Origin of the sequence: Capsulimonas corticalis, assembly GCF_003574315.2 — a bacterium.
Taxonomy (GTDB): domain Bacteria; phylum Armatimonadota; class Armatimonadia; order Armatimonadales; family Capsulimonadaceae; genus Capsulimonas; species Capsulimonas corticalis.
Window position 1 is genome coordinate 6,097,661 of the sequence record NZ_AP025739.1, and the last position, 22,429, is coordinate 6,120,089.

The following is a 22,429-nucleotide window of genomic DNA, read 5'->3' on the forward strand; positions in this document are numbered from 1 at the left end:
GACGCCGCCATATTTTTTAACGGCGGACAAACAAGCTCAAGGCCGGGATGAGCACGGCGAAATCGCGGATTCCCAAAGGCGGATGTCCCTTTGTGGGAACATAAAGGATATCATCCGGCTGAAGCGCGACATTCGTTGTTCCCGGCTTAGCGGCCAGCACTTCGTCCAGGTTGACCTTGATCGTCGTCACTTTACCGTCCGAACCTTTTCGCAGGATATTCGCCTCGCGTTTGTTCGCCTCACCGGTGGGACCGCCCGCCGTCGCCAGCGCGTCGGACACCGTCACGCCTTGATCATCCGGATATGCGTAGGCTCGCGGAGCGGCGACTTCGCCCAGAACCGCGAAGCGCAGCTTGTTCTCGGGAATCAAAAGCACATCGCCGGGCACAAGGCGGGGCGACGCAGCCGAATCGCTGAGCGAAGACAAGAGCGGCCGTAAATTCACGGTGCGCACTTCGCCGTTGTGCATCACCTGCGCCTGCGCCAGCGCGGCGTCGTCGGTGGGTCCGCCCGCCTGCGCCAGCAGGCTGGTGATCGTGCCGCCGCCGGCGGGAACGGAATACGAGCCAGGATGCAGCACATGACCGCTGACCTGCACCTGAGCAACCGAGGGATCGCGCTGCTGAACCAGCAGAACGTCGCCGGGCTGAAGCGGAAGATTGAGCGTGTCGTCCTGCCCCTGCATCAGCTTCTCGACATTGATCGGCACGCTGGTCTTGCCGTTGTCCCGGATCAGCGTCGCCTGTGTCAGTGAGTTGTCCTGTGAGGCGCCGCCGCAGGCGGCGAAGGCCTCCATCAAACGCCAGCCGGGCTTGACGCTGTAAAGGCCTGGAGATCGTACGGCGCCCAGGATGCTCACCTGCTGAGGCGCGCTGCTGCGCACGACGATCGTGACCGAGGGCTGGTTCAACTGATCGCTCAGGCGATGCGTCAGCGCCGCCGTCAACTGCGCCACCGTCAAGCCCTGGGCGCCGATATGTCCCGCGATCGGGAAATTAAAGCTGCCGTCCGGCAGGATCGTCACCGACGACTTCAAGTCGTCATGCCCCATCACGGAGATATCCAGCGTATCGCCGACTGCGAGTTTGTATGACGCCGGGATTGACGCCACGTTAAGCGCACCGATCCCCGGGGTAGACGCATCCGCCAGCGCCGCGTTCGATAGTGCGCCAAAGGCGAACGGCGCGATGAACGCCGCCGCGAAAAGTGAAGTCTTGCTCAATTTCATTTTTTCGTACCTTCGGTTTCGATCTGCCGAGTAGAATGTCCGTTGCGTCCCGGCAGTGCTTCCGTCGACGTCTCCGCCGTATAGCGATAGTAATACATGTTGTCCTTCACATTCATCTTGTTGAAGGCGACGCCGATCACATTTGCCCGAGCGCGGCGCAGCAGGTTCAACCCTTGCTTCGCGGCGGCTTTGCGTGTTTCGCCGTTCGCCACGACAAGAACGACGCCGTCCGCCTGGGAGGCGACGATCTGTGCGTCAGCCACCGCCAGCACGGGAGCGCTGTCGAAGATGATGATGTCGAACCGCGCGGAAAGCTGATCCACCAGTGTCCGGAACTTCTGCGAATTGAGAAGTTCGGAGGGATTGGGCGGAATGGTTCCCGCTGCCAGCACGGACAGATTGGGGAAATTCGGGCTGACTTGAAGAGCCTCATGGAGCGTCGCGTCCCCAACCAGCAGCTCCGTAATACCCGGAGTCTGAGCCAGATCGAGATGCTTGTGGACCGATGGCCGGCGCAGGTCGGTATCGATCAGGATGACCCGTTTGCCGTCGGCCGCCATCGCGTACGCCAAATTAGTGGCGGTCGTCGTTTTGCCTTCGCCCGGGCTCGATGAGGTCACCTGAAGCGAGCGGAACGGCGTATCGATCGCCGCGAAATGGATGTTGGTGCGAAGCGTTTTGTATGCTTCCAATTCGGGATGCGGACCGCTCATGTTGGAAAGCAGCAGGGCGTCGTCTCGGGAGAGCTGCGGCACGCGTCCCAGCGACGGCAGGCCCAGCAGACGCTCGGCGTCTTCCGTCGAGTTCAGGCGGTCATCCAGGTACTCCTGGAGAAGCGCCATGAGAATGCCGATGACGCCGCCCATAATGATCGCGAACAAAAAGTTCAGAAGCCGCTTCGGGCGGATCGGCTCCGTGGGAACGACCGCCGGCTCGATCACATGTGCGGAGACGTGGCGGGCCTGCTCGCGCAGGTTCAAATTTTGGAGTGTCGTCGCATACATCTGATATGACGCCAGCGCCGTATCATGCTCGTTTTGATACTGTTCGGCGGGCGCTTCCAGCGACGGGTAAGTCGCCAGTTCGCTCTTCGCCTGCTCCAGCAGCGTTTGCGTCTCCAGAACACGCGCCTCCAGGCTCGCCACGTCGCCTTCACTGGAGGCGACCTTAGCGCGCAAGTTCTCACGCACCGTGTTCGGATTCGACGTCATCGTGGTGGAGACGGCGGGCAAAGCGGCCAGCTGGGACTTGAGCCCCGCGATCTCCGAATCCAGCGCTCGGACCTGCGGCGCTTTTGCGGTAAAGCCGCCCGGCAGGGTCATTTGACGCCGGTCCAGCTCTCGCTGCGTAATCTTGGACTTGATCTCGGCGATCTCAGTATTGGTCTGGCGAAGCTGCACATCCAGCGTCGCCGGCTCCGCCGAAACGAGATTGCTTAGGCCAGAGACTTGCGCCCTTGCGCCCGCCAGCTCGGCGCGCGCCTGCTGCAGCTGCTGAGTGAGCGATGAAACACGCGCGATCTGATCGTCACGGCTTTTCGCGATGTCCACAAAGCCATGTTTTTGCTTCAAAAGTTCGAGCGCTCTGTTGGCTTTATCCAGCCGCGCCTGAGCGTCCGTCATTTGCTTTTGCGCGAACTTTTGCGCCTTATGCACTTCTTGAAGATCGGTTTCCGCAGTCGTTTGCAGATAAAGTTGGATCAGCGTATTTGGAGCGGCGGCGGCGGCCACTTTGTCCGTGGATTCCCCGACGATGTCGATGACATTGGTCCCTTTGACCGCAGTAACCGTCAACTTCGCATGATTGCTCAGTTTGTCGACTGTGTTGATCAGTGGACCAGCTTGCAGTTCTTCGACTTTCGTGTCCACTGTCTGCTCGGATCCGATGTTGAAGAGGCTCGCGAGATTATTGTCCGACTCCACCTGGGAGACCATCATCGACGGCCCGTCGACGAGGAGCTTCGCAGTCGCCTGATAGACATTCCGCGTCGCCATTGTCACGATAATCCCGAACGCGCTGATAAGAATCCAGGTCGTGACGATCGTATTACGGCGACGGCGCAAAATCGAGACGTAGTCCTGTGGGGACATCACGGGCTGGGATTCTTCACTCTCGATCAGCAGTGGTTCACTCTGCATTTTAGTACAACAACTTTCTCAGGGGTGCTGAAGTGGGCAAACGGTCGTTTATCCGCTGCGTCCGCCGTATTCTAAGGAACGCAACGGATAAACAACCGTTTCGGCTTCAGGAAACCGAAACGGTCGGAATTCAGCGCGTGGGCCGCGCCAAAGTTAGGGCTTCTTGGGCGCCGGATGGGTGGTGAGAGCGTAAGTAATTACGCCGACTCCGCCAATGATCAGCACGGTGTTGCCAGCATTGTCGTCAGAGCTGTATTTGTCGGCGACGGCGGCTCCGACGGTCGGAACGACCTGCGAAAGCAGAGCGACGCACGCCAGGCCAGCGGCGATCCGCTTGGCGGAGCGCTGAAGGAAATTGGTTGTCATGTTTGTCCCCTTTCATTTTTTGGCGATGGCTAGAGTAGTTCGCCGGCCGCGCGCCGATAAAATCGGCGCGCGATCGGCGAGCAGCGCCGGATCGCGACCCCGGCGACTTCTGGGACCAATCAGCCCGCGCGAGGGCGATTGAATTCTAAGGGCTGGGCAATCGTGGATGGTTCTTTACGTAAGCCGTATGGCTGACATAGTACACCACGGCTCCGACACCAGCGACCACAAGGACGGTAGTGCCCGTGTTATCATCCGAGCTATACTTGTCGGCCATCGCGGTTCCCACGGTCGGAACGACCTGCGAAAGCAAAGCAACGCAAGCAAGGCCCGCAGCCACACGCTTTACGCTTTTGAGGACGATTTCGTTGGTCATCATCGTTATTTCCACCTCCTTTCGTTGATCGAGTGCCCATTGCGGCGCAAATTGCGCCGCAAACGACTGGCCGAAAGATCATGGACGCCGGAAATTATGCTACCGGCGGACGGAGCTCCGTTCGCCGCGCCAGCGCTCGGGGAGGCCGGCGGCTAGCATTCCAAGCCCCATCAAAACCCACTGAAGCAGACTCACCGAAGCAAATACATAGGAAGGACTGGCGATGGCGTCAATCACCTGCCCGGCCATCGCGGCGACCGTTCCCAGCAGAGCAGCTTTGCGCAGGCCCGACTGCATACGCCCAAGCGCTTGAATTCCGACGGTGAAAAAACCAATGACTGCCGCGGCGTAACATCCAAATCCGAGCAAGCCGATTTCAGCAATCATCTGAAGGTAATAACTATGCGCGTTATTTCGCAGGTCCGCGCCGTGATTGATGACGTATTCCGCCGGCATTCCGGTATGACCGTAGCGCGTGGAGGCGAGAGGATACTGCCCGATGCCATGTCCTAAAATTGGCTTTGCCGAGATCATCTTCGCAGCGTCTTTCCACATCTGCTGGCGTATGCCGACAGAGTAATCGCTTGACAGACCTCCCAGCGACGCAGCGCGCTTCTGCAATGCATCTGCGGAGTGCGACGAGGCGACAAAGTACCCGCCACAAATTACAACTAGCAAAATGGGCGCCACAATTAAATATTTCTGGCGTGCAAGCTGCTTTTTATCGAAAAAATATCGATAACTGAGCGCCGCCAGGACGGTGAGGGCGACGGCTTCCGCAATCCACGCGGATCGGCATCGCGCCACGAGCAAACATGCGGCGATCGCCACCGCCGCCGCCAGCGCTCCCGTATTCAGCCGAGAATCGTCTTTGTAAAACAGGCCGATCGAGACTGCGATCGGTAAACAAAGCATCAAGAACGACCCAAGCTGCTCGTGTGTGCCGAACGATCCGGTCACGCCGTCGACTTCCTTGTAATTGCCGGAGCCCATCGTCGCCAAACCGATCAGCGAAACGGCTGCTCCCACAAACAAGATCACTGTCAGCATGGTCGAAAGCTTGCGGTTGGTGCTCGTCGCCACGACCGCATAGGCGACAGCGCAGACCCCATAGCGCAGTATCTCCGTCATCGCAAAGTTCTTATACTGCGCCGTAAGATAAGAGAGAATACACGCAGCGACGAGTAAGACGACAGCCAGGTTCGGCCCCGCTATCCATGATTTCCCGATATTGCGAATATTTCCAAGATCGGACTGCGCGATAATAACCGCCAGCAGGATGGAGCCAAGGATGTCAAACGCCAGCACCTTCCCAACACCCGTCAATAACGCGTTTCCAGTCAGCAGCGGCACGATGACCAGCATCGCCAGCACAACATAGAGCATGGTGTACGAATGCGTCGCGGCCGGTCGCGGAGGGGTTTCGGATCGGCCGCCATGCAGCAAGGGAATCCGATTTTCTTTCAACTTCATAAAGCGCGATCTGCTCCGGCGCCTCCTAAAGGCGAACTTCTGCTTCCTTGCGTATCCAGGGCGAGGTCTCAAAGCTCAGATCAGCAGCATCCGAGGATCCTTTGAGCCGGCTGAAATGCGTCAGCGAGTCCCGTCGCTCATGCTCCAGGACCGCCTGGACAAAGTTCATCATCTTACGCTGAAACACTGCCGAATCGAACTGCATTGCGTGGGAGCGAAGCACCTGGGGCGCAAAGTCCGTTTGCAGCGCTGAACGCAGCGCGGCGGCCAGGGACTCCACGGTTTGATCTCGGAAGAACAGCCCCGTGCCTCCGTCAATGACCGTCTCCAGCGCTCCGCCCGCGCCAAACGCGATGACGGGACGCCCGCTGGCCATCGCCTCCAGCGGCGTGATTCCGAAATCTTCTTCTCCCGGGAGGATCAGCGCCCGGCAGCGACCGTACTCCAGCGCCACCTTGTCGTCGGACAGACCTCCCATGAAGGTCACGGTCGGACCGGCGATCTTTTGCAGCGCCTTCATCTCGGGGCCGGTCCCCACGATCCGCAAGGGGTGCCCAAGCCGATTACACGCCTCGATCGCCAGATCGATCCGCTTGTAGCCCAGAAGCCGTGAAACGACCAGAAAGTGATCTCCCACCTCGTCCGGCGGCGCAATGCTGTATTTCTTTGTCTCGACGGGCGGATGGATTACGGCGGCGGCTTCGCGGCGGTAAAACTTCCGTATTCGCCGGGCGACATTATAGGAGTTCGCCACAATATAGTCGATGCGGTTCGTGCTGTCCACGTCCCACATGCGAAGATCTTTTAGTGTACCCCGCATCAGCGGACTGAGCAAGCGCAGTAAAGGACTATTTGCCAGATAACCATGCTGACGCCACGCAAAACGCGCCGGCGTATGGCAGTAGCAGATGTGGCAAGTGTCCGGCCCGGTGATTACCCCTTTGGCGAAGCTGCTGGAGCTGCTTAAAACAACATCGAATGCATCGAGATCGAACTGCTCAAACGCCATGGGATACAGCGCGAGCGCCAACTTGTGCAAGCGGCGGGACGCCAGTGGCCACGATTGCAAAAATGACGTGCGGATATCCATCTTCTTGAAGCAGGCAAGAGTTTTGTCAGCATCATACACGGATGTATAAAGCGGCGCCTCTGGATACATCTCATGGAACGCCGCGACGACGCGCTCCGCGCCGCCCGCTTGCGTCAAATAATCGTGTACAAGCGCAACCTTCATTAACTACCCCTTTATTTCTTCCCTGCGCCTCTACTGACCTCCGGCCAATAGAACCTTGCCAAACCACTATGACTTCGTCAAAACTTCGCCGTAAACTTTTTCCAGGCTCGCCATGGAATGTTGGATCATGAAACGCTCCTGAACGCGCCTCCGGCCGGCTTGCCCCATGGCCTCGCCCCGCGCGGGATCGTTCAAAATCGCAAGGATCGCCTGCGCCATCGCGGGCGCGTCCCCCATCGGAACGAGCAGGCCGGTTTCCCCATCCACGACGACTTCCGGCAGAGCCCCGCCGTCCGTCGCCACCACTGGTTTGCCCGCCGCCATACCTTCCACCACGACCTGGCCGAACGGCTCGCCCAGACAGCTCGCGTGCGCCACCAGCGTCACGCCTTTGAGGAGATTCGGGATATCGCCTTGAAACCCCAAAAACTCCACCCTGTCAGTAATACCCAAATCGGCCGCGAGTAGGCGCAGGCTTTTTTCGTACTCGAACTCGCCGAACAGCGGAGCGCCCACGATCCAAAAGCGCGCATGCGGCAATGACCTCAGCACTTCGGCGGCGGCGCGCAGAAAGATATGCTGGCCTTTCCACTCGGCGATCCGCCCAATTAGCGCGACGACCGGCGCTTCGGAGCTTACCGTCGTTGTCTCCAAAACCGGCCGCTCCAGCATGCCGCTGTACACCACTCCGCTCGGTTTTTTCGCGGATGGGGCCAAAACTCGCAGCGTGCTATGCGAATTCGCCACCACTCCCGTAGGAACCGTTCGCGCCAAAAAACGGAACGCGGCGGCGGCGGCGGCGGGAAGGTAATTCCCATCGATATTGTCGCGGACATGCCAGAGCACGGGAATTCGGGCAAGACGCCCCGCAACGCCGCCGTACACATCCGATTTCAGCGAATTCGTATGAATCAGATCGATATTTTCTTTGCGCGCATATCGGGCGATCCGAACCGCATAGCGTATCCAGTCAAAAATCTGAGTAATCTTCAGCAGTGACCGGACGCCTAAACCGTCTTTTTGCGTGTCGACAAGCTCCTTGCCGAGCGGAAAGACCTCGGTAGGAATGCCAGCGGCGCGCAGCTTTGCGACGAGAGGGCCATCGGACGCCAAAAGCACCGTGGGAAGGTATCGGCTGCGATCGAGAGCGCCCACTAAATTGAGCAGCGCAATCTCTCCGCCCCCCATTTTGGCTGTGTGATCCAGATAAACGATTTTCTTCGGCGGCGGGCTTTGAGTGATTGACATACGGCAAAACTACAGACAATCGGCTTGACGATGAGGGCGAGGCGGGTAAAATATTAGCTTGTACTAATCTCAGTTACTGCAAATTTCGTGCCAAGTACCCTCAAAAATGATTGACAGGAGATTAATATGCTCCCCTGCCAGTGATTACCACCGCAATCGTGCGCACAAATATGCGCAAATCTAAAACCGGGCTCCAATGCTCGATAAAGTAAAGATCCAGATCCACGCATTTCTCAAACGGCAAGTCGCTCCTGCCGGAAACCTGGGCCAGTCCCGTGATGCCCGGCGGCGCCGATAAGCGCGCTCGCTGCCTGGGCGTATACTGCGCCGCCTCGGCTGGCAATGCGGGCCGAGGACCAATGAGGACCATATCGCCCTTGACGACATTGAGGAACTGCGGCAGCTCGTCGAGACTGAACTTGCGCAGCACGCGTCCCACGGGAGTGACGCGCGGATCGTTACGAATTTTAAAGAGCGGTCCGGACGCCTCGTTGAGCGGGGCCAGCTGCACGCGGCGCGCTTCGGCGTCAACCACCATGGACCGAAATTTATAAAGCCAAAACTCGCGGCCGCCCTCTCCGACACGAAGCTGCTTGAACAAAACCGGGCCGCGCGATGTCGCTTTGACCGCCAGAGCGATCAGCACAACGAGCGGGAACAGCCCCAGGAGCAGCGCCGCAGCGAGGACGGCGTGCGCCGCTTGGCGGCACAATCGGAGGGAGCCCCGATTCCAATCCGCTCGAACGACGGGAGTACTCCAGACCCGACTCGAATACAACTCCGGCGCCTTGGCGTCATAAGGAGCCTCCTCCGAAGCGTTCGTACTCCCGAGCAATTGCGACTCCATCTCTTACCTCACAGATTGCGCGTCGTCGCCGCGCGAATAAAATTTGTAATATTGCGAAACTGAAAGAAAAGTGCGTGATCTGTTGTGTCGAATGTCTACGCGAACAGACAGCAATGGGGGCGACATCGCCCCGCTCGGAGGCGCAATCGCCTCTCGTCGGGAATAGTCAGGTTTTTGACAGAATGCGTAATGATATCGCATAGGTTCTGTCTTGAGAAGAATTATAACACGAAACCAGACTAATCGCAACCAGCGCTGTACACGTAAAAATACGGGGATTTGTTGAAGTTGCTGAATAAGGCGCACGAAGAGCTCCCGCGCCATTGGACGAAAGGATTGGGGAAAAGTTCACTTTTCCCGCGAAAAGCGGGTTCAAAATAAAACGGGAGGCGGCGCGGGTCAATCCAAGCCGCCTCCGAGACGCCCCGCCATCATGGGAGACGCTCCCATGGCGGATTCAGGCGTGTGCGCTATTCGTAGCTCACAATCACGTGCTCAAGCCCCCAGCTCTCGTCGGCGATGGGTTGGTTTTGCGCCGAGGTGAAGTTAATATTCACCGAACTATCCGTATGGTCAAACTCTTTGACGATCTGATACACGGAATCCGAAGGGATGCCCGCGCTGCTCTTATACCCAAGCGAGTTGACCTCGGAGGCTCCCGAGAGGAAGGGATGCTTGCCGCAGAGCGCCGGATTGGTGCTGTAGATATCCGGATAGGATTGATAGAACGCGACGCTGTTGTAAATCGTCGGGTTGAACACGCCGTTGTCATGGCTGAATGTCGTCACAAACGGTGAGGAGTTGCCGGAAAGAGCCAGGGTCCACACATCCGGCCCATAACCCGAAGCGGCAGACGCATTGCCGTCCATGGTTCCAATAATAAACAGCGTGAAACCGACTTTGAGCTTCGTATGCGCGGGAATTCCCGTCAGAGACAGTGTCGCCGTCGATTGCGCAAGCTGCCCCATGAACCAGCGGGATCCCACCGGCGTCTGCTCGCGCTTGGTCTTATTCCACTCCGAACCGATCGGCTTGCTGAAGTCGCTCTGGTAGAAGATCGTGCCGGTAACAGGAATAGTCGTCCCCGTCGTTCCGGTGGAGCCCGTGGTTCCCGTCGAACCAGTCGTTCCCGTGGCGCCCGTCGTTCCCGTGGACCCAGTCGTACCGGTAGAGCCTGTTGTTCCCGTGGATCCGGTCGTTCCTGTCGTCCCGGTGGATCCCGTGGTTCCCGTAGAACCAGTAGATCCCGTAGATCCTGTCGTCCCCGTGCTGCCTGTTGTGCCTCCGGTCGTACTCACATCGACCACGGTAATCGTCGCGGTTTTTGACTGATTGGTCGTCGTCTCAGTCATTGTGAGGAGCGCCGTTCCGGCCGCCAGTCCCGTCACCTTGACGCGATCGTTAGAGGCGTCCAGCTTTACGACGGCCCCGTTATCAGCCGACCAGGACCAATTCGCGGTTTTGACGGCGGTGGAAGAGGTATCGGCCAGCAGGCCCGTCACAATAATCGAACCGCCCACTGTCAACGTGGCGGATTCCGGCGAGATATTCACGCCCGGGGTTGTTCCTACTCCGCCGCCCGTTGTCGCGCCGGTAGTGGAGCCCGTCGATGATCCCGTCGATCCCCCGGTTGCTGAGCCGCCGCCGCCACCGCCGCCTCCACAGCCGGAGAGCGCCGCAATCGCGGCGGCGGCGACGCACGTCGCCTTCAGCATGTTCTTAGCCAATAACATTGGTAACCTTCCTTGTCCGAATGTGGCCGATATTGTCTCAGTTTCTAGCGACCGACCGATGACGGCGCTTTTCAGGGTTGAGAAGCTTTCACATCGTCGGATCGCAGTTGTATTGCTGTCGTGATTCGTAGTTCCGAGGGAATTACAGTAGAGCTTTAGAGCAGAGCTGAGAGCAGAAATTGTCCAGATGTCCAGGGAGCGACGAGCGCAGCGTCTCCTGAAGGATCTCCAGAGATCGCAGGCAATTACGGATCCATTATACAACAGAAAGTCCTACCCCTTAACTGTTAGAAATACGGATCCTTCACATATTTTTTGAATCGCAGCGGAATTTAGAGAGAAGAAACAGGCAAGCAGAAAGAAGAGTCGCCAGAAAATACACTCCTGCGCGGGGAGCGCAGGAGTGTTCCCGTTTTCGTTAGCCGGCGAGCAATTGCCGAAGAACAAACGGCAGGATTCCGCCATGGAGGTAGTAGTCGACCTCGATCGGCGTGTCGATGCGCAGCAGGACCGGGACCTCCTGGGTCTCACCTTCCTTGCGATGGATCACCAGAGTCACTTGCAGGCGCGGCGCGAGGCCCGCCTCCAAGCCCAGCAGGTCGAATGTCTCCGAGCCATCCAGGCCAAGCGACTGCGCGTTGGCGCCGTCGATGAACTGGAGCGGCAGAACGCCCATGCCCACCAGGTTGCTGCGGTGGATGCGCTCGAAGCTCTGGGCGATAACCGCCTTGACTCCCAGCAGGTTCGTCCCCTTCGCCGCCCAGTCGCGCGAGCTTCCCGTACCGTACTCCTGGCCCGCGAGGATGATCAGAGGAACTCCCGCCGCCTGATACTTGATCGAAGCGTCGTAGATGCTCATCTGCTCGCCGGCGGGATAGTGAACCGTCACGCCGCCCTCAACGCCCGGAACCATCTGGTTCTTAATGCGAACGTTGGCGAAGGTGCCGCGCATCATGACGCGGTCGTTGCCGCGCCGCGAGCCGTAGCTGTTGAAGTCCTGCGGTTCAACGCCCTTTTCCTGCAAGTACAGGCCCGCAGGGGACGACGCCTTGATCGCGCCGGCGGGGCTGATGTGGTCCGTAGTTACGGAATCGCCGAAGATCGCCAGCGGGCGAGCGCCCTTGATGTCCTTCGCCGTTCCCGCGTCCATGCCGAACTTATCAAAGTACGGCGGGTCCTGAATGTAGGTGGACTGCGAATCCCATTCGTAAACCTTGCCGGTGCTGCTCGGGACATCCGCCCACAGCGGGTTCTGCTCCGTGAAGTCGCTGTAGAGCTTGCGATAGGTCTCCGGATCGTTCGCGGCTTGCAGCGCGTCGCCGATCTCTTCGGACGTCGGCCACAAGTCCTTCAGGAACACTTCCTCGCCATCCTTGCCCTTGCCGATCGCGTCGGTCGCAAGGTTGATGTCGACGCGGCCGGCCAGCGCGAAAGCCACGACCAGCGGAGGGCTCATCAGGAAGTTCGCCTTGACGTTCTGGTGGACGCGCGCCTCGAAGTTGCGGTTGCCGCTCAGGACGCTCGCCACGACCAGGTCGTTCTTGGTGATCGTCTCTTCCAGGTGCGGCTCCAGCGGGCCGGAGTTGCCGATACAGGTCGTACAGCCGTAGCCAACGGTCTGGAAACCCAGTTCGTCGAGATACTCCTGAAGCCCTGTTTTTGTCAGATATTCGGTGACGACGCGCGAGCCGGGCGCCAGGGATGTCTTGACGGACGTTCGGATCGTCAGGCCCTTCTCAACGGCCTTCTTCGCGACCAGGCCGGCGGCGAGCATGACGCTTGGGTTGGAGGTGTTGGTGCAGGAAGTGATCGCCGCGATCACGACATCGCCATGGCTGAGGCTCGATACGCCGCTCGGGAACTCGCCGCTGGGGATGTCTTCGACGCGGTCCGGGGTCGGCCGGTTCTGCATCATTTCGATCTCACCGATGGCGCTCGTGTCCTTCACGCTCTCCAGCGGGTCGTTGCCATCTGGAACGGTGTCTTCGGCCTGCTCGCCGCCGCCGGTCAGCGGCAGCGTCTTGTGGCTTATTCCCTCCGCGACTCCTGTCAGGACGACGAATTTGCGGTTGATCTCGGCGAGGGACTTGTTGTAGCCGCTGTCCGCGATCGGCTTCTCCATCAGCTCAAGGAACTTTGCTTTGACGTCGGTCAAATTGATGCGGTCTTGCGGGCGCTTCGGGCCGGCGACGCTCGGCTCCACGGTCGAGAGGTCCAGCGACAGCTGCGAGCTGTATTCGATATCGCCGGCGGCGGGCATGCCGAATAAGCCCTGAGCTTTGAAGTACTCGCGGAAGGCGCTGACCTGATCTTCCGTGCGCCCCGTGTTCGTCAGATAACGGCATGTCTCTTCGTCCACCGGGAAGAAGCCCATGGTCGCGCCGTATTCGGGCGCCATGTTGCCGATGGTCGCGCGGTCGGTGAGCGTGAGCGACGCGGCGCCTTCGCCATGGAACTCCACGAACTTGCCGACGACCTTCGCCTTGCGCAGCATCTCGGTGATCGTCAGAACCAGGTCGGTCGCGGTCACGCCGGGGTTCAGCTTGCCGGTCAGGTTGACGCCGACAACGTCCGGGGTCAGGAAGTACACGGGCTGTCCGAGCATGCCCGCCTCTGCTTCGATACCTCCGACGCCCCACCCCACGATGCCAAGACCGTTGATCATGGTCGTATGCGAGTCGGTGCCGACAAGCGTGTCGGGATAGAAGACGCCTTCTTTCTGAAGCACGCCCTTGGCGAGATACTCCAGATTGACCTGATGCACGATGCCGATCCCGGGCGGAACCACGCTGAAGCCGTTAAACGCCTGCATTCCCCACTTCAGGAACTGATAGCGGGCCTGATTGCGCTTGAACTCGATCTCCATGTTCAGCTGCAGCGCATTGTTGACTTCGGAGTAGTCCACCTGGACGGAGTGGTCAATGACGAGATCGACGGGCACCAGCGGCTCGATGATGCTCGGGTCCTTCCCGAGGCGCGCGACGGTGGAGCGCATGGCCGCGAGGTCCACGAGCAGCGGAACCCCGGTGAAGTCCTGAAGGACGATGCGCGCAACGATAAACGGGATTTCCGCCGTGCGCTCGTCGGTCGCGCCCCAGTTGGCGAGAGTCTTAATATCCTGCTCGCTGATGCGCTTGCCGTCAAAGTTGCGCAGCACCGATTCGAGAACAATGCGAATGCTGACCGGCAGTTTGGAGATAGGGCCGACACCCGCCTTCTCCAGCTGCGGCAGCGAGTAATACGTACCCGTCTTGCCTGAGCCGTAGCTGAAGGTTTGGACAGTGTCGAAAAGATTGTGAGCGTCTGACATGGTTGCTTAACCGTCCTTATTAGAGTGGCGCGACGCGCGATGCGAGGAAGTGAAAACTTTGGAGTAACCGTCCATGAGTATAGCAAAGCGGAATCCCAAAGGTCAAGCAAAAAACGCACTGTATTGCGATCCACTCGAAAGACACGAAATGCATGGTTGACAGCGCGCGGTTAGAACGCGCACGCCACGCCAATTCTTACCAGAAACAACCCGCGCCCGAATTGACTTAAAGTGCGCACGCTTAATTACATAATGAAATCTTAATTTAAACTTAACAGTAATTTAACATACCCCTAATATTCCGTGAGTACAATAGACTCCGTTCGACATCCCCGCTCCGGCGTTCATGAACTCCCCGATGAACGTCCCACGCCGGGTTTCTTCCAAAGACACGCTTCGGCGTCAATCGTCCCGCAAGTTCTCATTACGACTTAAGGAAACACACGATGTTCAGCTCAAAGCAACTCAAATCAACGTCGATTATTGCCGCGTTTGGTATCGCTGCAATCGCTGTTCAGAGCGCTCGCCCCGCGCTCGCTTCCCCCGGTGTCACGATTACAGATCTCACCACGCTCGGCGGCTCCTTGAGCGTTGGATACGGAGTCAATGACGGCGGCCAGGTCGCGGGCTACTCGAACTTGGCGGATCGCACCTTCCATGCGTTTCTTTATTCGGCCGGCGCATTGAACGACCTGGGCACGCTCGGCGGCAAATCCAGCAAGGCGGTCGGAATCAACGCCGGCGGCTCGGTCGTCGGTTACAGCACGACCACAGCAAACGCGACCCACGCAACCCTGTGGTCCGCTGGCGCGGCGACGGATCTTGGAACACTCGGCGGCAGCTTCAGCGAAGCGTACGCGATCAACTCCGCCGGCCAAATCGCCGGTTACGCATCTACCGCCGATGGATTCGCTCACGCCTTTCTCTACAATGGCGGCGTAATGCAGGACCTGGGAGCGGCCGGCGGCATGGACAGCTACGCCTACGCCATCAACGCCAGCGGCCAGGTCGCGGGCGGTTTTGACGGCGTGGACGCCGCCGGTAATTTCTACGAGCACGCCTACATTTACACGAACGGCGTCACGAAGGATATCGGCACGCTGGGCGGCGATTACAGCGAAGCCGACGGCCTTAATGCTTGCGGACAGGCCACCGGCTACTCCTCGAACGCCGCCGGCGACAGCCATGCGTTCTTCTATAACAAGGGCAAGCTGTACGATGTCGGCGTCCTCACCACCGGCGGCTACAGCGTCGGCGTCGGCATCAACGATTACGGCGCGATCGTCGGATACGCCCCGGTCGCCGACGGCTCCCTGCATGCGATCGGCTACGCCTATGGATACCTTGTGGATCTGAACAGCACGTTGCCCGCCAACTCCGGCTGGACGCTCACGTCGGCCTATGCGATCAACAACAAGTTCCAGATCACCGGCGTCGGTATCCACAACGGCGCGACCCACGCCTTCTTGCTTACGCCGCACTCGTAATACGGGAGCAGCCGATTTAGTTGCCGCATGCAAGTTAAGCAGCAGGCTGACGTTGTGTCGTGAGAACTTAACACAAGCTTAACACTCACTTAACACATTAATTGGAATCTAGATTCTATAATAGAGTCAGCCAAGAAACAAAAAGCGTCGACTGTTGACGACAGCACATCCGCAGCTAAATCGGCTTCTTGGACAAAACAAAAAATTTCATAACGGGTCCGAGAGAGCACGCACGATCTGATACGCGATAAGCACCATCGAATGTACAACGTCGTTCTGAGCCGCCGCAATATGGCGACGGCCTCCACTCTCAGGAGCATGCAAATGAAAGCTTTGAAATTGATCGCCACCGCTGGAGTTCTGACCGCCGGACTTCTGCCCACCCTGTCCGCCCGCGCTGCGGACACCGTCGTTTTCGGCGCCGCAGGCTCCTCCGCTCTGTTCAACGTCTTCGCTCAGGGCGCGTCCACTGCCTCCGGCGCGTCAAACAACTACTCCGCGAAAAACGCGGCGGTGGTTCATGACACCAGCTCCGCCAGCATTCCGGATCAGACCGGTAACCTGTGGGTGGTTTGGGACGGCGCGCCGTCCGGCAGCCGCAAGATCTGGTTCTACCTCTCGGTGGACTCCACGGTAGGCGTCCGCTCCTACTTCAATTCGGCGGCACTCTCGTTCACGACACTGCCCGCCGCCGGCAACATTGTGCCGAACCTGCCGCCCGACTCGACGGTTCCCGCCGACGTGCAGACCGCGATCAAGAACTTCGTCTTCAACGCCGCCGCGACGGACATCACCGCCCCCGACGCCGAGCAGGCCACGTCGGACGCCCAAACCCTCGGCTATAGCTTGACCAACCCAATCAAGGGCGACGGCGGACAGGTCGTTCCGGTCTCCTTCAGCCTGACTGCCCGCACCTATGTGCAGACAAGCATCGGCGCCGACCCGGTCCTGGTATTCGTCAATAAGTCGAACACCGCCGCCGGACACCTGGGCGCATCCACGGTCACCAACATCGACCGCTTCACGCTCGCGGGTTTCCTGAACGGAACTTTCCGCCGCACCAGCGACATCGACACCTCGATCGCCGCCGGCGGCGGTCCGGTCGTCACATTCTTCCGCGAACCGATCTCGGGAACCTATCAGACCACTGAGAAGACAATCCCCGCCAGCGTCGAAGCCGCAACCACGCAGGAGAAGAACATCTCCGCCACCACCAATAACCCCGCGAACACGACGACCCCGGCCTGGACCTCCACCTCGCCGATCGTCACCACCGGCGGCCGCGTCCGCGCCATCGGCACCGGCCAGCTCGTCAAGGACGTCAACCTGACCCTCGACGGCCTGGGCTATGCGTTCTGGAGCACCGGTAACTTCTCCAGCACCAACGCCGGCAGCACCAAGTACCTGACCGTGGACGGCGCCGATCCGCTCCTCGACTCGTACAGCGCCGGAGCTTATCCGGCCGGCTCCAGCGTCACCTTCCGCAACGTCAAGAACGGCGGCTACCCGATCTGGTCCAAGCTGCGCGTTCTGACCCCGACCACTCCGGCCGGCGACATTGCGACGCTCATCGCCGATGTTCTCGCGACGGACTCTGGCGGCGACTTCGTCCCCGCGACGAGCCTGAAGGTCTTCCGCTCGCACTTCGCGACCGGCGGCGTGACGACACCGCATAACGGCAACACGGCGGCGGCGGAAGCCGGCGGCGACGCCGGCGGCGCGGTCTTCCCGATCAACGCCGACAAAGACTACTACACGGACACCGGCCTTGAGCTGGTGGGCAGCAAGCAGTAAAAACGCCTGTCGCTTTACGGCGCGGGAATGGCAAAACAGCCATTCCCGCGCCGTCCTATATGTCAATGAAAGTTAAGGAATATGATCATTAATCGCACTTTAAAACACGCATTCACACTTATTGAGCTCCTCGTCGTCATAGCCATCATCGCGATTCTCGCGGCGATCCTCTTCCCCGTGTTTGCGCAGGCCCGCGAAAAAGCCCGACAGACCCAATCAATCTCCAACTGCAATCAGCTGACCAAAGGCGTTCTCATGTACGTGCAGGATTACGACGAGACCCTGCCCTTCGCAGGACTGACTGCGGTCGTCCCCAGTCCGACAACAGGACGCGATGAGTGGCAGGAGGCGATCTGGCCATATATTAAAAGCGAAGGGGCCTACCGAGATCCGAACGATAGCGCCACGACCGCGCCAGATATCACCGATACCTATGAACTGGGTCGCCGTATTACTTTGTACTCCGCCTCCAGTTATATCATGAACGATCAGATTACGGTGGGGACCGCAAATGCCGATGGAAGTTCATCGCGTCAATCCGCTAATCTGGCCGCAATCAGTGCGCCGTCCGACTTTATTCTCCTGATAAGCGGAGCTCGAACGGACGCGGGCGGGATCGATCCGAGCTTCTGGAACGGGGAGCCGGACCATACCGGTAAATCCGTCTCGGTATGGCGTTTGGAGCATGTTCTGCGGCATGGAGGGGTCCACCACGTCTTCAATCCCTGTGATCAGGATGGACTGCAAGGTCTTCCATTTCACAAGAATGGCGCCGTGATGTCATTTCTCGATGGGCACGTGAAGTTTGTGACGGTCAGCCACGGCAACGCCAGCGAACAGATGGAGCAAAAGTATCCTTTCTGCCATACGCTCGCCGTGCCTCAGGATGACCCAACGTGTTATACGAAATGGAACGGCAACGACCGCACCGCCGGTTTCTGCGCGGGCGCATAAGCGCCGTTTCGTGGAGGCTTCGACCAATGGGAATGGCCCAACAATCGATGGCGCGGTTCGCCGCATGTGTCGCGCTGGGCGTGCTTGCGCCCCACGTGTGGGCGGCGGATACGACGCCGCAAGCCTCAGGGAATCTGACGCTGCGCAAGGGCCAGATGGCCGATGAGCGCTGGAACACGCCGGCGCTGGACGGATCGCATTTGAAGCCTGAGACGGCGCGCGTGCTGAAGGTGGAGGATCACGGGACATTCACCCGTGAGCTGGTGCAGATGCAGTGGCGGCCGCTGGACTCGATCTGCCTCTACATCATCAAGCCCAAGAACGTCGCAAAACCGCCGGTCTCGCTGTTTCTTTATAACTACACGGAAGAGTCGGACCGGTTTGCGAATGTCAGCTATCTGGAGCGCGTCACGAGTCAGGGTTATGCAATCGCCGGCTTCGTCTCCGCGCTGAGCGGCGATCGATACAAGCTGCGCCCAATGAAGGAGTGGTTTGTGAGTGAAATGCCCGAAGCGCTCGCCTGCTCCGCGCACGACGTTCACTACATCGTCGACTATTTGGAGACGCGCAAGGATCTTGACACAAACCGCCTTGGGATGTTCGGCCAGGGCTCAGGCGGCGCGATCGCGGTCCTCGCGGCGGCCTCCGACCCGCGCATCAAGTCTCTCGACCTGCTCGGGCCATGGGGCGACTGGAAAGAGTGGCTGGAGAAGTCCCAGGTGGTTCCCGACGCAGAGCGCCCGCGTTATGTGACCGTGGAATTTCAGAAGAAAGTGAAGCCGCTCGACCCCATCGACTGGCTGCCCAAACTCAAAGGCCGCGCCATTCGAATGCAGTTCCTGGGAGACGACCCCAATACGCCTCCCGCAGTTGTGGAAGCCCTCACAAAAGCCGCTCCGGCGGAAGCGGAGGTTCACCGATACGAGAACACCGTCAAATTCTTCCCCGACGCGGGCGGCGGCCGGCTGTTCGAATGGATGGCGGCGCATCTCAAAGCCCCTCCCGTTCCGCCCGCCAAAACCGCCGCGCGATAAGTTTCCCCCACGCCTCCTCAGTAACCCCGAGCCGCCAGGTTCGGGGTTTTCTCGTCTCAATCCCATATTGACAAACCATTCCCCTAACAAGGTATACTAAAGCCGACCTATTTAGTCGGTAATTGAAAAGACTCGTGCGCATGAATATAACGATATGCTGGCGTTAAGCAAGAAGGCGGATTACGCGCTCAACGCGCTGCTCTACCTGGCGCATGTCGAAGAGGGGCGCGCGGTGACGATGAAGGAGATCGCCGCTCAGCTGGACGCTCCCACGGAGCTGCTGGCGAAGGTGCTCCAGTCGCTGGCGCGGGCGGGCATTCTGACGGCGATGCATGGAAAGTTCGGCGGATATCGCCTGGCTCAGGAGCCGTGCGATATCAGTGTCATCCGCGTGATGGAGACGATTGACGGGCCGCTGGCGATCGCGAGTTGCCTTCGCAACGACGGCGTTCCCTGCGTGCAGATGAGGAAGTGCCGGATCCGTCAGCCGATGGCGAACATCAACGCGCGGATACGCGAAGTCCTGGCGGATATTACGGTCAAGCAGATGTGTACGGATTGCGGTGAGCGCGAGGCGCGGGAACCGTCGGCGCCGGATGAGAATTGAATTACGTTAGCAAGGATATGAGATTATGACGACAACCGAAACAGAAACAATCGAGGCTCTTGCGAATAAAGAGTACAAATACGGATTCGTCTCCGACATCGACGCGGACACCATCGCCGCCGGCCTCAGCGAAGACGTGATCCGGCTGATCTCCGCGAAGAAAAATGAGCCCGAGTTCATGCTCGAATGGCGTTTGAAGGCGTACCGTCACTGGCTCACGCTGGAAGAGCCGCACTGGCCGAACGTCAAGTACCCGCCCATCGATTATCAGGAAACGATCTACTATTCGGCTCCCAAGCCCAAGAAAGTCCTGAACAGCCTGGATGAAGTGGATCCGGACCTGCTGGCGACGTTTGAGAAGCTGGGCATCTCGATCGGCGAACAAAAGCGCCTGACCGGCGTCGCCGTCGATGTCGTGTTCGACAGCGTCTCCGTCACCACCACGTTCAAGGAAAGCCTCGCGGAGCTGGGGATCATCTTCTGCTCCTTCTCGGAAGCCGTCCAGAACCATCCGGAGTTGATCAAGGAGTACCTGGGATCGGTCGTTCCCTACTCGGACAACTACTTCGCGACGCTGAATTCCGCCGTCTTCAGCGACGGCTCGTTCTGCTACATCCCGAAGGGCGTTCGCTGCCCGATGGAGCTGTCCACCTACTTCCGCATCAACGCCGCGAACACCGGCCAATTCGAGCGCACGCTGATCATCGCCGACGAAGGCGCGTATGTCAGCTACCTCGAAGGCTGCACCGCGCCGATGCGCGATGAAAACCAACTGCACGCCGCCGTGGTCGAATTAGTCGCGATGGCCGACGCAACCATCAAGTACTCCACCGTCCAGAACTGGTACCCCGGCGACAAGGACGGCAAGGGCGGTATCTACAACTTCGTCACCAAGCGCGGCAAGTGCGCGGGCGCGAACTCCAAGATCTCCTGGACCCAGGTCGAAACCGGATCGTCGATCACCTGGAAGTACCCGAGCTGTATTTTGCAGGGCGACAACTCGATCGGCGAGTTCTACTCGGTGGCGCTGACCAACAACAAGCAGCAGGCCGACACCGGCACCAAGATGATCCACATCGGGAAGAACACCCGCAGCACGATCGTCAGCAAGGGCATTTCGGCGGGCAACGGTCAGAACACCTATCGCGGTCTGGTCCGCATCAACCCGGGCGCGGACAACGCCCGCAACTATTCGCAGTGCGACTCCATGCTGCTGGGCGACCGCTGCGGCGCGCACACCTTCCCGTACATTGAGGTAAAGAACCCCAGCGCGAAGGTCGAGCATGAAGCGTCCACCTCGAAGATCGGCGAAGACCAGATCTTCTACTGCAACCAGCGCGGCATCTCCACCGAGGACGCCGTCAGCATGATCGTCAACGGCTTCTGCAAGGAAGTCTTCCGCGAGCTGCCGATGGAGTTCGCCGTGGAAGCGCAGAAGCTGCTGGGAATCAGCCTGGAAGGCAGCGTCGGATAAGCGAAAATACATGCAAATACTCTTCGGCGCATTCCGCATATTGGGCAAATCCATGGGGCATCTGCTGATGCTCCTGACGGTGGGGCCGGTCGGGCTGATATCAAAATCCGCTCCGTCGGAAGTCAATCCGATGAGTGTGCAGGAAATTGTGATGGAAGCGCAGCGTCGCGACGCGCTCGCGGCCGCCGAAGACGCCCCCCGACCCCCACAGGGGGTGTAGACCGTAAGGTCTACGGCGAGGCGCACAAATTTGGGGGTTGTTCCCCCTGTGGGGCCAAGGGGCGTCTCCGCCTCTTGCTCTCATGAGAAATTTTAAAACGTCAATTATCGATCTAAGAAGGACAGAGTATGTTAGAGATCAAAAATTTAGAAGCGCGCGTTGAAAGCAAGCCGATCCTGCGCGGCATCAATCTGACCGTAAATCCCGGCGAAGTGCATGCGATCATGGGCAAGAACGGCTCGGGCAAGAGCACGCTGGCGAACGTTCTGGCCGGCCGCGACGCTTATGAAGTCACCGGCGGAACCGTCACCTTCGAAGGCGAGGACCTGCTGGAGCTGGATCCGGAAGAGCGCGCGCATGCGGGTCTGTTCCTGGCGTTTCAGTATCCCGTCGAGATTCCCGGCGTCAACAACACCTACTTCCTGCGCGCGGCGCTCAACAGCATTCGCAAGAGCCGTGGTCAGGAAGAGCTGAACGGCGCGCAGTTCCTGAAGCTGGTCCGTGAGAAGCTGAACGTCCTGCACATCGACCAGAGCCTGCTCAACCGGCCAGTCAACGAAGGTTTCTCGGGCGGCGAAAAGAAGCGCAACGAGATCTTCCAGATGGCGGTCCTCGATCCCAAGCTCGCGATCCTCGACGAGACGGATTCGGGTCTGGACATCGACGCGCTGAAGAGCGTGGCCGAAGGCGTCAACACCCTGCGCAGCCCGGAGCGCGCCGTGATCGTGGTCACCCACTATCAGCGCTTGCTCAACTACATCGTGCCGGACTTCGTTCACGTCATGCTGAACGGCCGCATTGTGAAGTCGGGCGGCAAAGAACTGGCTTTGGAGCTCGAAGCGGACGGCTACGACAAGATCGAGGCCGAGACGCTCGAAGCGCAGCCGGCCCTGGTATAAGAAGCGA

18 protein-coding genes are annotated in these 22,429 nt (G+C 59.3%); 8 read left to right on the forward strand and 10 right to left on the reverse strand.

Annotation, left to right across the window (positions count from 1 at the left end):
- Positions 1-16: 16 nt before the first annotated feature.
- The 10 genes from D5261_RS26135 to D5261_RS26180 form a co-directional block, all read right to left on the reverse strand.
- Positions 17-1,222 carry an SLBB domain-containing protein gene (locus D5261_RS26135; protein WP_301002248.1) on the reverse strand — a complete coding sequence of 402 codons (1,206 nt, stop codon included), beginning with the start codon at positions 1,220-1,222 and terminating at the stop codon, positions 17-19.
- A gap of 2 nt (positions 1,223-1,224) precedes the next feature.
- Entirely contained in the window at positions 1,225-3,366 is a 2,142-nt protein-coding gene (locus tag D5261_RS26140; protein ID WP_119319211.1) for a GumC family protein, read from the reverse strand.
- A 153-nt stretch (positions 3,367-3,519) separates the two neighbouring features.
- On the reverse strand, positions 3,520-3,732 hold the full coding sequence (locus D5261_RS26145; RefSeq protein WP_119319210.1) for a hypothetical protein: 213 nt from the start codon (positions 3,730-3,732) through the stop codon (positions 3,520-3,522).
- A 145-nt stretch (positions 3,733-3,877) separates the two neighbouring features.
- The gene (locus tag D5261_RS26150; protein ID WP_119319209.1) at positions 3,878-4,111 is read right to left on the reverse strand and encodes a hypothetical protein; all 234 of its coding nucleotides are present in this window, start codon (positions 4,109-4,111) and stop codon (positions 3,878-3,880) included.
- 96 nt (positions 4,112-4,207) lie between these two features.
- Entirely contained in the window at positions 4,208-5,581 is a 1,374-nt protein-coding gene (locus D5261_RS26155) for an O-antigen ligase family protein (protein WP_119319208.1), read from the reverse strand.
- 25 nt (positions 5,582-5,606) lie between these two features.
- The gene (locus D5261_RS26160) at positions 5,607-6,815 is read right to left on the reverse strand and encodes a glycosyltransferase (RefSeq protein ID WP_119319207.1); all 1,209 of its coding nucleotides are present in this window, start codon (positions 6,813-6,815) and stop codon (positions 5,607-5,609) included.
- A 66-nt stretch (positions 6,816-6,881) separates the two neighbouring features.
- Positions 6,882-8,063 (reverse strand): glycosyltransferase family 4 protein, encoded by a 1,182-nt coding sequence (locus D5261_RS26165; protein ID WP_119319206.1) that lies wholly within the window; start codon positions 8,061-8,063, stop codon positions 6,882-6,884.
- Between the two features lie 121 nt (positions 8,064-8,184).
- Positions 8,185-8,910, reverse strand: a complete 726-nt coding sequence (locus tag D5261_RS26170) for a sugar transferase (RefSeq protein WP_119319205.1) — start codon at positions 8,908-8,910, stop codon at positions 8,185-8,187.
- Positions 8,911-9,380: 470 nt separating this feature from the next.
- Positions 9,381-10,643 (reverse strand): hypothetical protein, encoded by a 1,263-nt coding sequence (locus D5261_RS26175; RefSeq protein WP_176587327.1) that lies wholly within the window; start codon positions 10,641-10,643, stop codon positions 9,381-9,383.
- 418 nt (positions 10,644-11,061) lie between these two features.
- Positions 11,062-13,953 carry an aconitate hydratase gene (locus tag D5261_RS26180; protein WP_119319202.1) on the reverse strand — a complete coding sequence of 964 codons (2,892 nt, stop codon included), beginning with the start codon at positions 13,951-13,953 and terminating at the stop codon, positions 11,062-11,064.
- A 446-nt stretch (positions 13,954-14,399) separates the two neighbouring features.
- Here D5261_RS26180 and D5261_RS26185 point away from each other — a divergent pair, with 446 nt between their 5' ends.
- The 8 genes from D5261_RS26185 (at position 14,400) to sufC (ending at position 22,422) form a co-directional block, all read left to right on the forward strand.
- The gene (locus D5261_RS26185) at positions 14,400-15,440 is read left to right on the forward strand and encodes an HAF repeat-containing protein (RefSeq protein WP_119319201.1); all 1,041 of its coding nucleotides are present in this window, start codon (positions 14,400-14,402) and stop codon (positions 15,438-15,440) included.
- Positions 15,441-15,764: 324 nt separating this feature from the next.
- Entirely contained in the window at positions 15,765-17,234 is a 1,470-nt protein-coding gene (locus D5261_RS26190) for a type 2 periplasmic-binding domain-containing protein (RefSeq protein WP_125205768.1), read from the forward strand.
- 81 nt (positions 17,235-17,315) lie between these two features.
- Positions 17,316-18,188 (forward strand): prepilin-type N-terminal cleavage/methylation domain-containing protein, encoded by an 873-nt coding sequence (locus tag D5261_RS26195; RefSeq protein ID WP_119319199.1) that lies wholly within the window; start codon positions 17,316-17,318, stop codon positions 18,186-18,188.
- A 26-nt stretch (positions 18,189-18,214) separates the two neighbouring features.
- Complete coding sequence (locus tag D5261_RS26200) at positions 18,215-19,222, forward strand: alpha/beta hydrolase family protein (RefSeq protein ID WP_119319198.1); 1,008 nt, start codon at positions 18,215-18,217, stop codon at positions 19,220-19,222.
- A 154-nt stretch (positions 19,223-19,376) separates the two neighbouring features.
- Positions 19,377-19,829, forward strand: coding sequence for an RrF2 family transcriptional regulator (locus D5261_RS26205; protein ID WP_119319197.1), 453 nt, complete (start codon positions 19,377-19,379; stop codon positions 19,827-19,829).
- A gap of 25 nt (positions 19,830-19,854) precedes the next feature.
- Positions 19,855-21,303, forward strand: coding sequence for a Fe-S cluster assembly protein SufB (gene sufB / locus D5261_RS26210; RefSeq protein WP_119319196.1), 1,449 nt, complete (start codon positions 19,855-19,857; stop codon positions 21,301-21,303).
- Positions 21,304-21,313: 10 nt separating this feature from the next.
- Positions 21,314-21,523, forward strand: a complete 210-nt coding sequence (locus D5261_RS26215) for a hypothetical protein (RefSeq protein WP_125205767.1) — start codon at positions 21,314-21,316, stop codon at positions 21,521-21,523.
- Positions 21,524-21,651: 128 nt separating this feature from the next.
- On the forward strand, positions 21,652-22,422 hold the full coding sequence (gene sufC, locus D5261_RS26220) for a Fe-S cluster assembly ATPase SufC (RefSeq protein WP_119319195.1): 771 nt from the start codon (positions 21,652-21,654) through the stop codon (positions 22,420-22,422).
- The last annotated feature ends 7 nt before the right edge of the window (positions 22,423-22,429 follow it).

Excerpts from the sequence above, each read along its gene's own strand:
- D5261_RS26190 (WP_125205768.1), top strand. The coding sequence starts at position 15,765 with ATGAAAGCTTTGAAATTGATCGCCACCGCTGGAGTTCTGACCGCCGGA.
- D5261_RS26155 (WP_119319208.1), bottom strand. The coding sequence starts at position 5,581 with ATGAAGTTGAAAGAAAATCGGATTCCCTTGCTGCATGGCGGCCGATCC.
- D5261_RS26180 (WP_119319202.1), bottom strand. The coding sequence starts at position 13,953 with ATGTCAGACGCTCACAATCTTTTCGACACTGTCCAAACCTTCAGCTAC.
- D5261_RS26195 (WP_119319199.1), top strand. The coding sequence starts at position 17,316 with ATGATCATTAATCGCACTTTAAAACACGCATTCACACTTATTGAGCTC.
- D5261_RS26185 (WP_119319201.1), top strand. The coding sequence starts at position 14,400 with ATGTTCAGCTCAAAGCAACTCAAATCAACGTCGATTATTGCCGCGTTT.
- D5261_RS26150 (WP_119319209.1), bottom strand. The coding sequence starts at position 4,111 with ATGATGACCAACGAAATCGTCCTCAAAAGCGTAAAGCGTGTGGCTGCG.
- D5261_RS26140 (WP_119319211.1), bottom strand. The coding sequence starts at position 3,366 with ATGCAGAGTGAACCACTGCTGATCGAGAGTGAAGAATCCCAGCCCGTG.
- D5261_RS26175 (WP_176587327.1), bottom strand. The coding sequence starts at position 10,643 with ATGTTATTGGCTAAGAACATGCTGAAGGCGACGTGCGTCGCCGCCGCC.
- D5261_RS26200 (WP_119319198.1), top strand. The coding sequence starts at position 18,215 with ATGGGAATGGCCCAACAATCGATGGCGCGGTTCGCCGCATGTGTCGCG.
- D5261_RS26165 (WP_119319206.1), bottom strand. The coding sequence starts at position 8,063 with ATGTCAATCACTCAAAGCCCGCCGCCGAAGAAAATCGTTTATCTGGAT.
- D5261_RS26160 (WP_119319207.1), bottom strand. The coding sequence starts at position 6,815 with ATGAAGGTTGCGCTTGTACACGATTATTTGACGCAAGCGGGCGGCGCG.
- D5261_RS26170 (WP_119319205.1), bottom strand. The coding sequence starts at position 8,910 with ATGGAGTCGCAATTGCTCGGGAGTACGAACGCTTCGGAGGAGGCTCCT.
- D5261_RS26145 (WP_119319210.1), bottom strand. The coding sequence starts at position 3,732 with ATGACAACCAATTTCCTTCAGCGCTCCGCCAAGCGGATCGCCGCTGGC.
- D5261_RS26205 (WP_119319197.1), top strand. The coding sequence starts at position 19,377 with ATGCTGGCGTTAAGCAAGAAGGCGGATTACGCGCTCAACGCGCTGCTC.
- sufC (WP_119319195.1), top strand. The coding sequence starts at position 21,652 with ATGTTAGAGATCAAAAATTTAGAAGCGCGCGTTGAAAGCAAGCCGATC.
- sufB (WP_119319196.1), top strand. The coding sequence starts at position 19,855 with ATGACGACAACCGAAACAGAAACAATCGAGGCTCTTGCGAATAAAGAG.
- D5261_RS26215 (WP_125205767.1), top strand. The coding sequence starts at position 21,314 with ATGCAAATACTCTTCGGCGCATTCCGCATATTGGGCAAATCCATGGGG.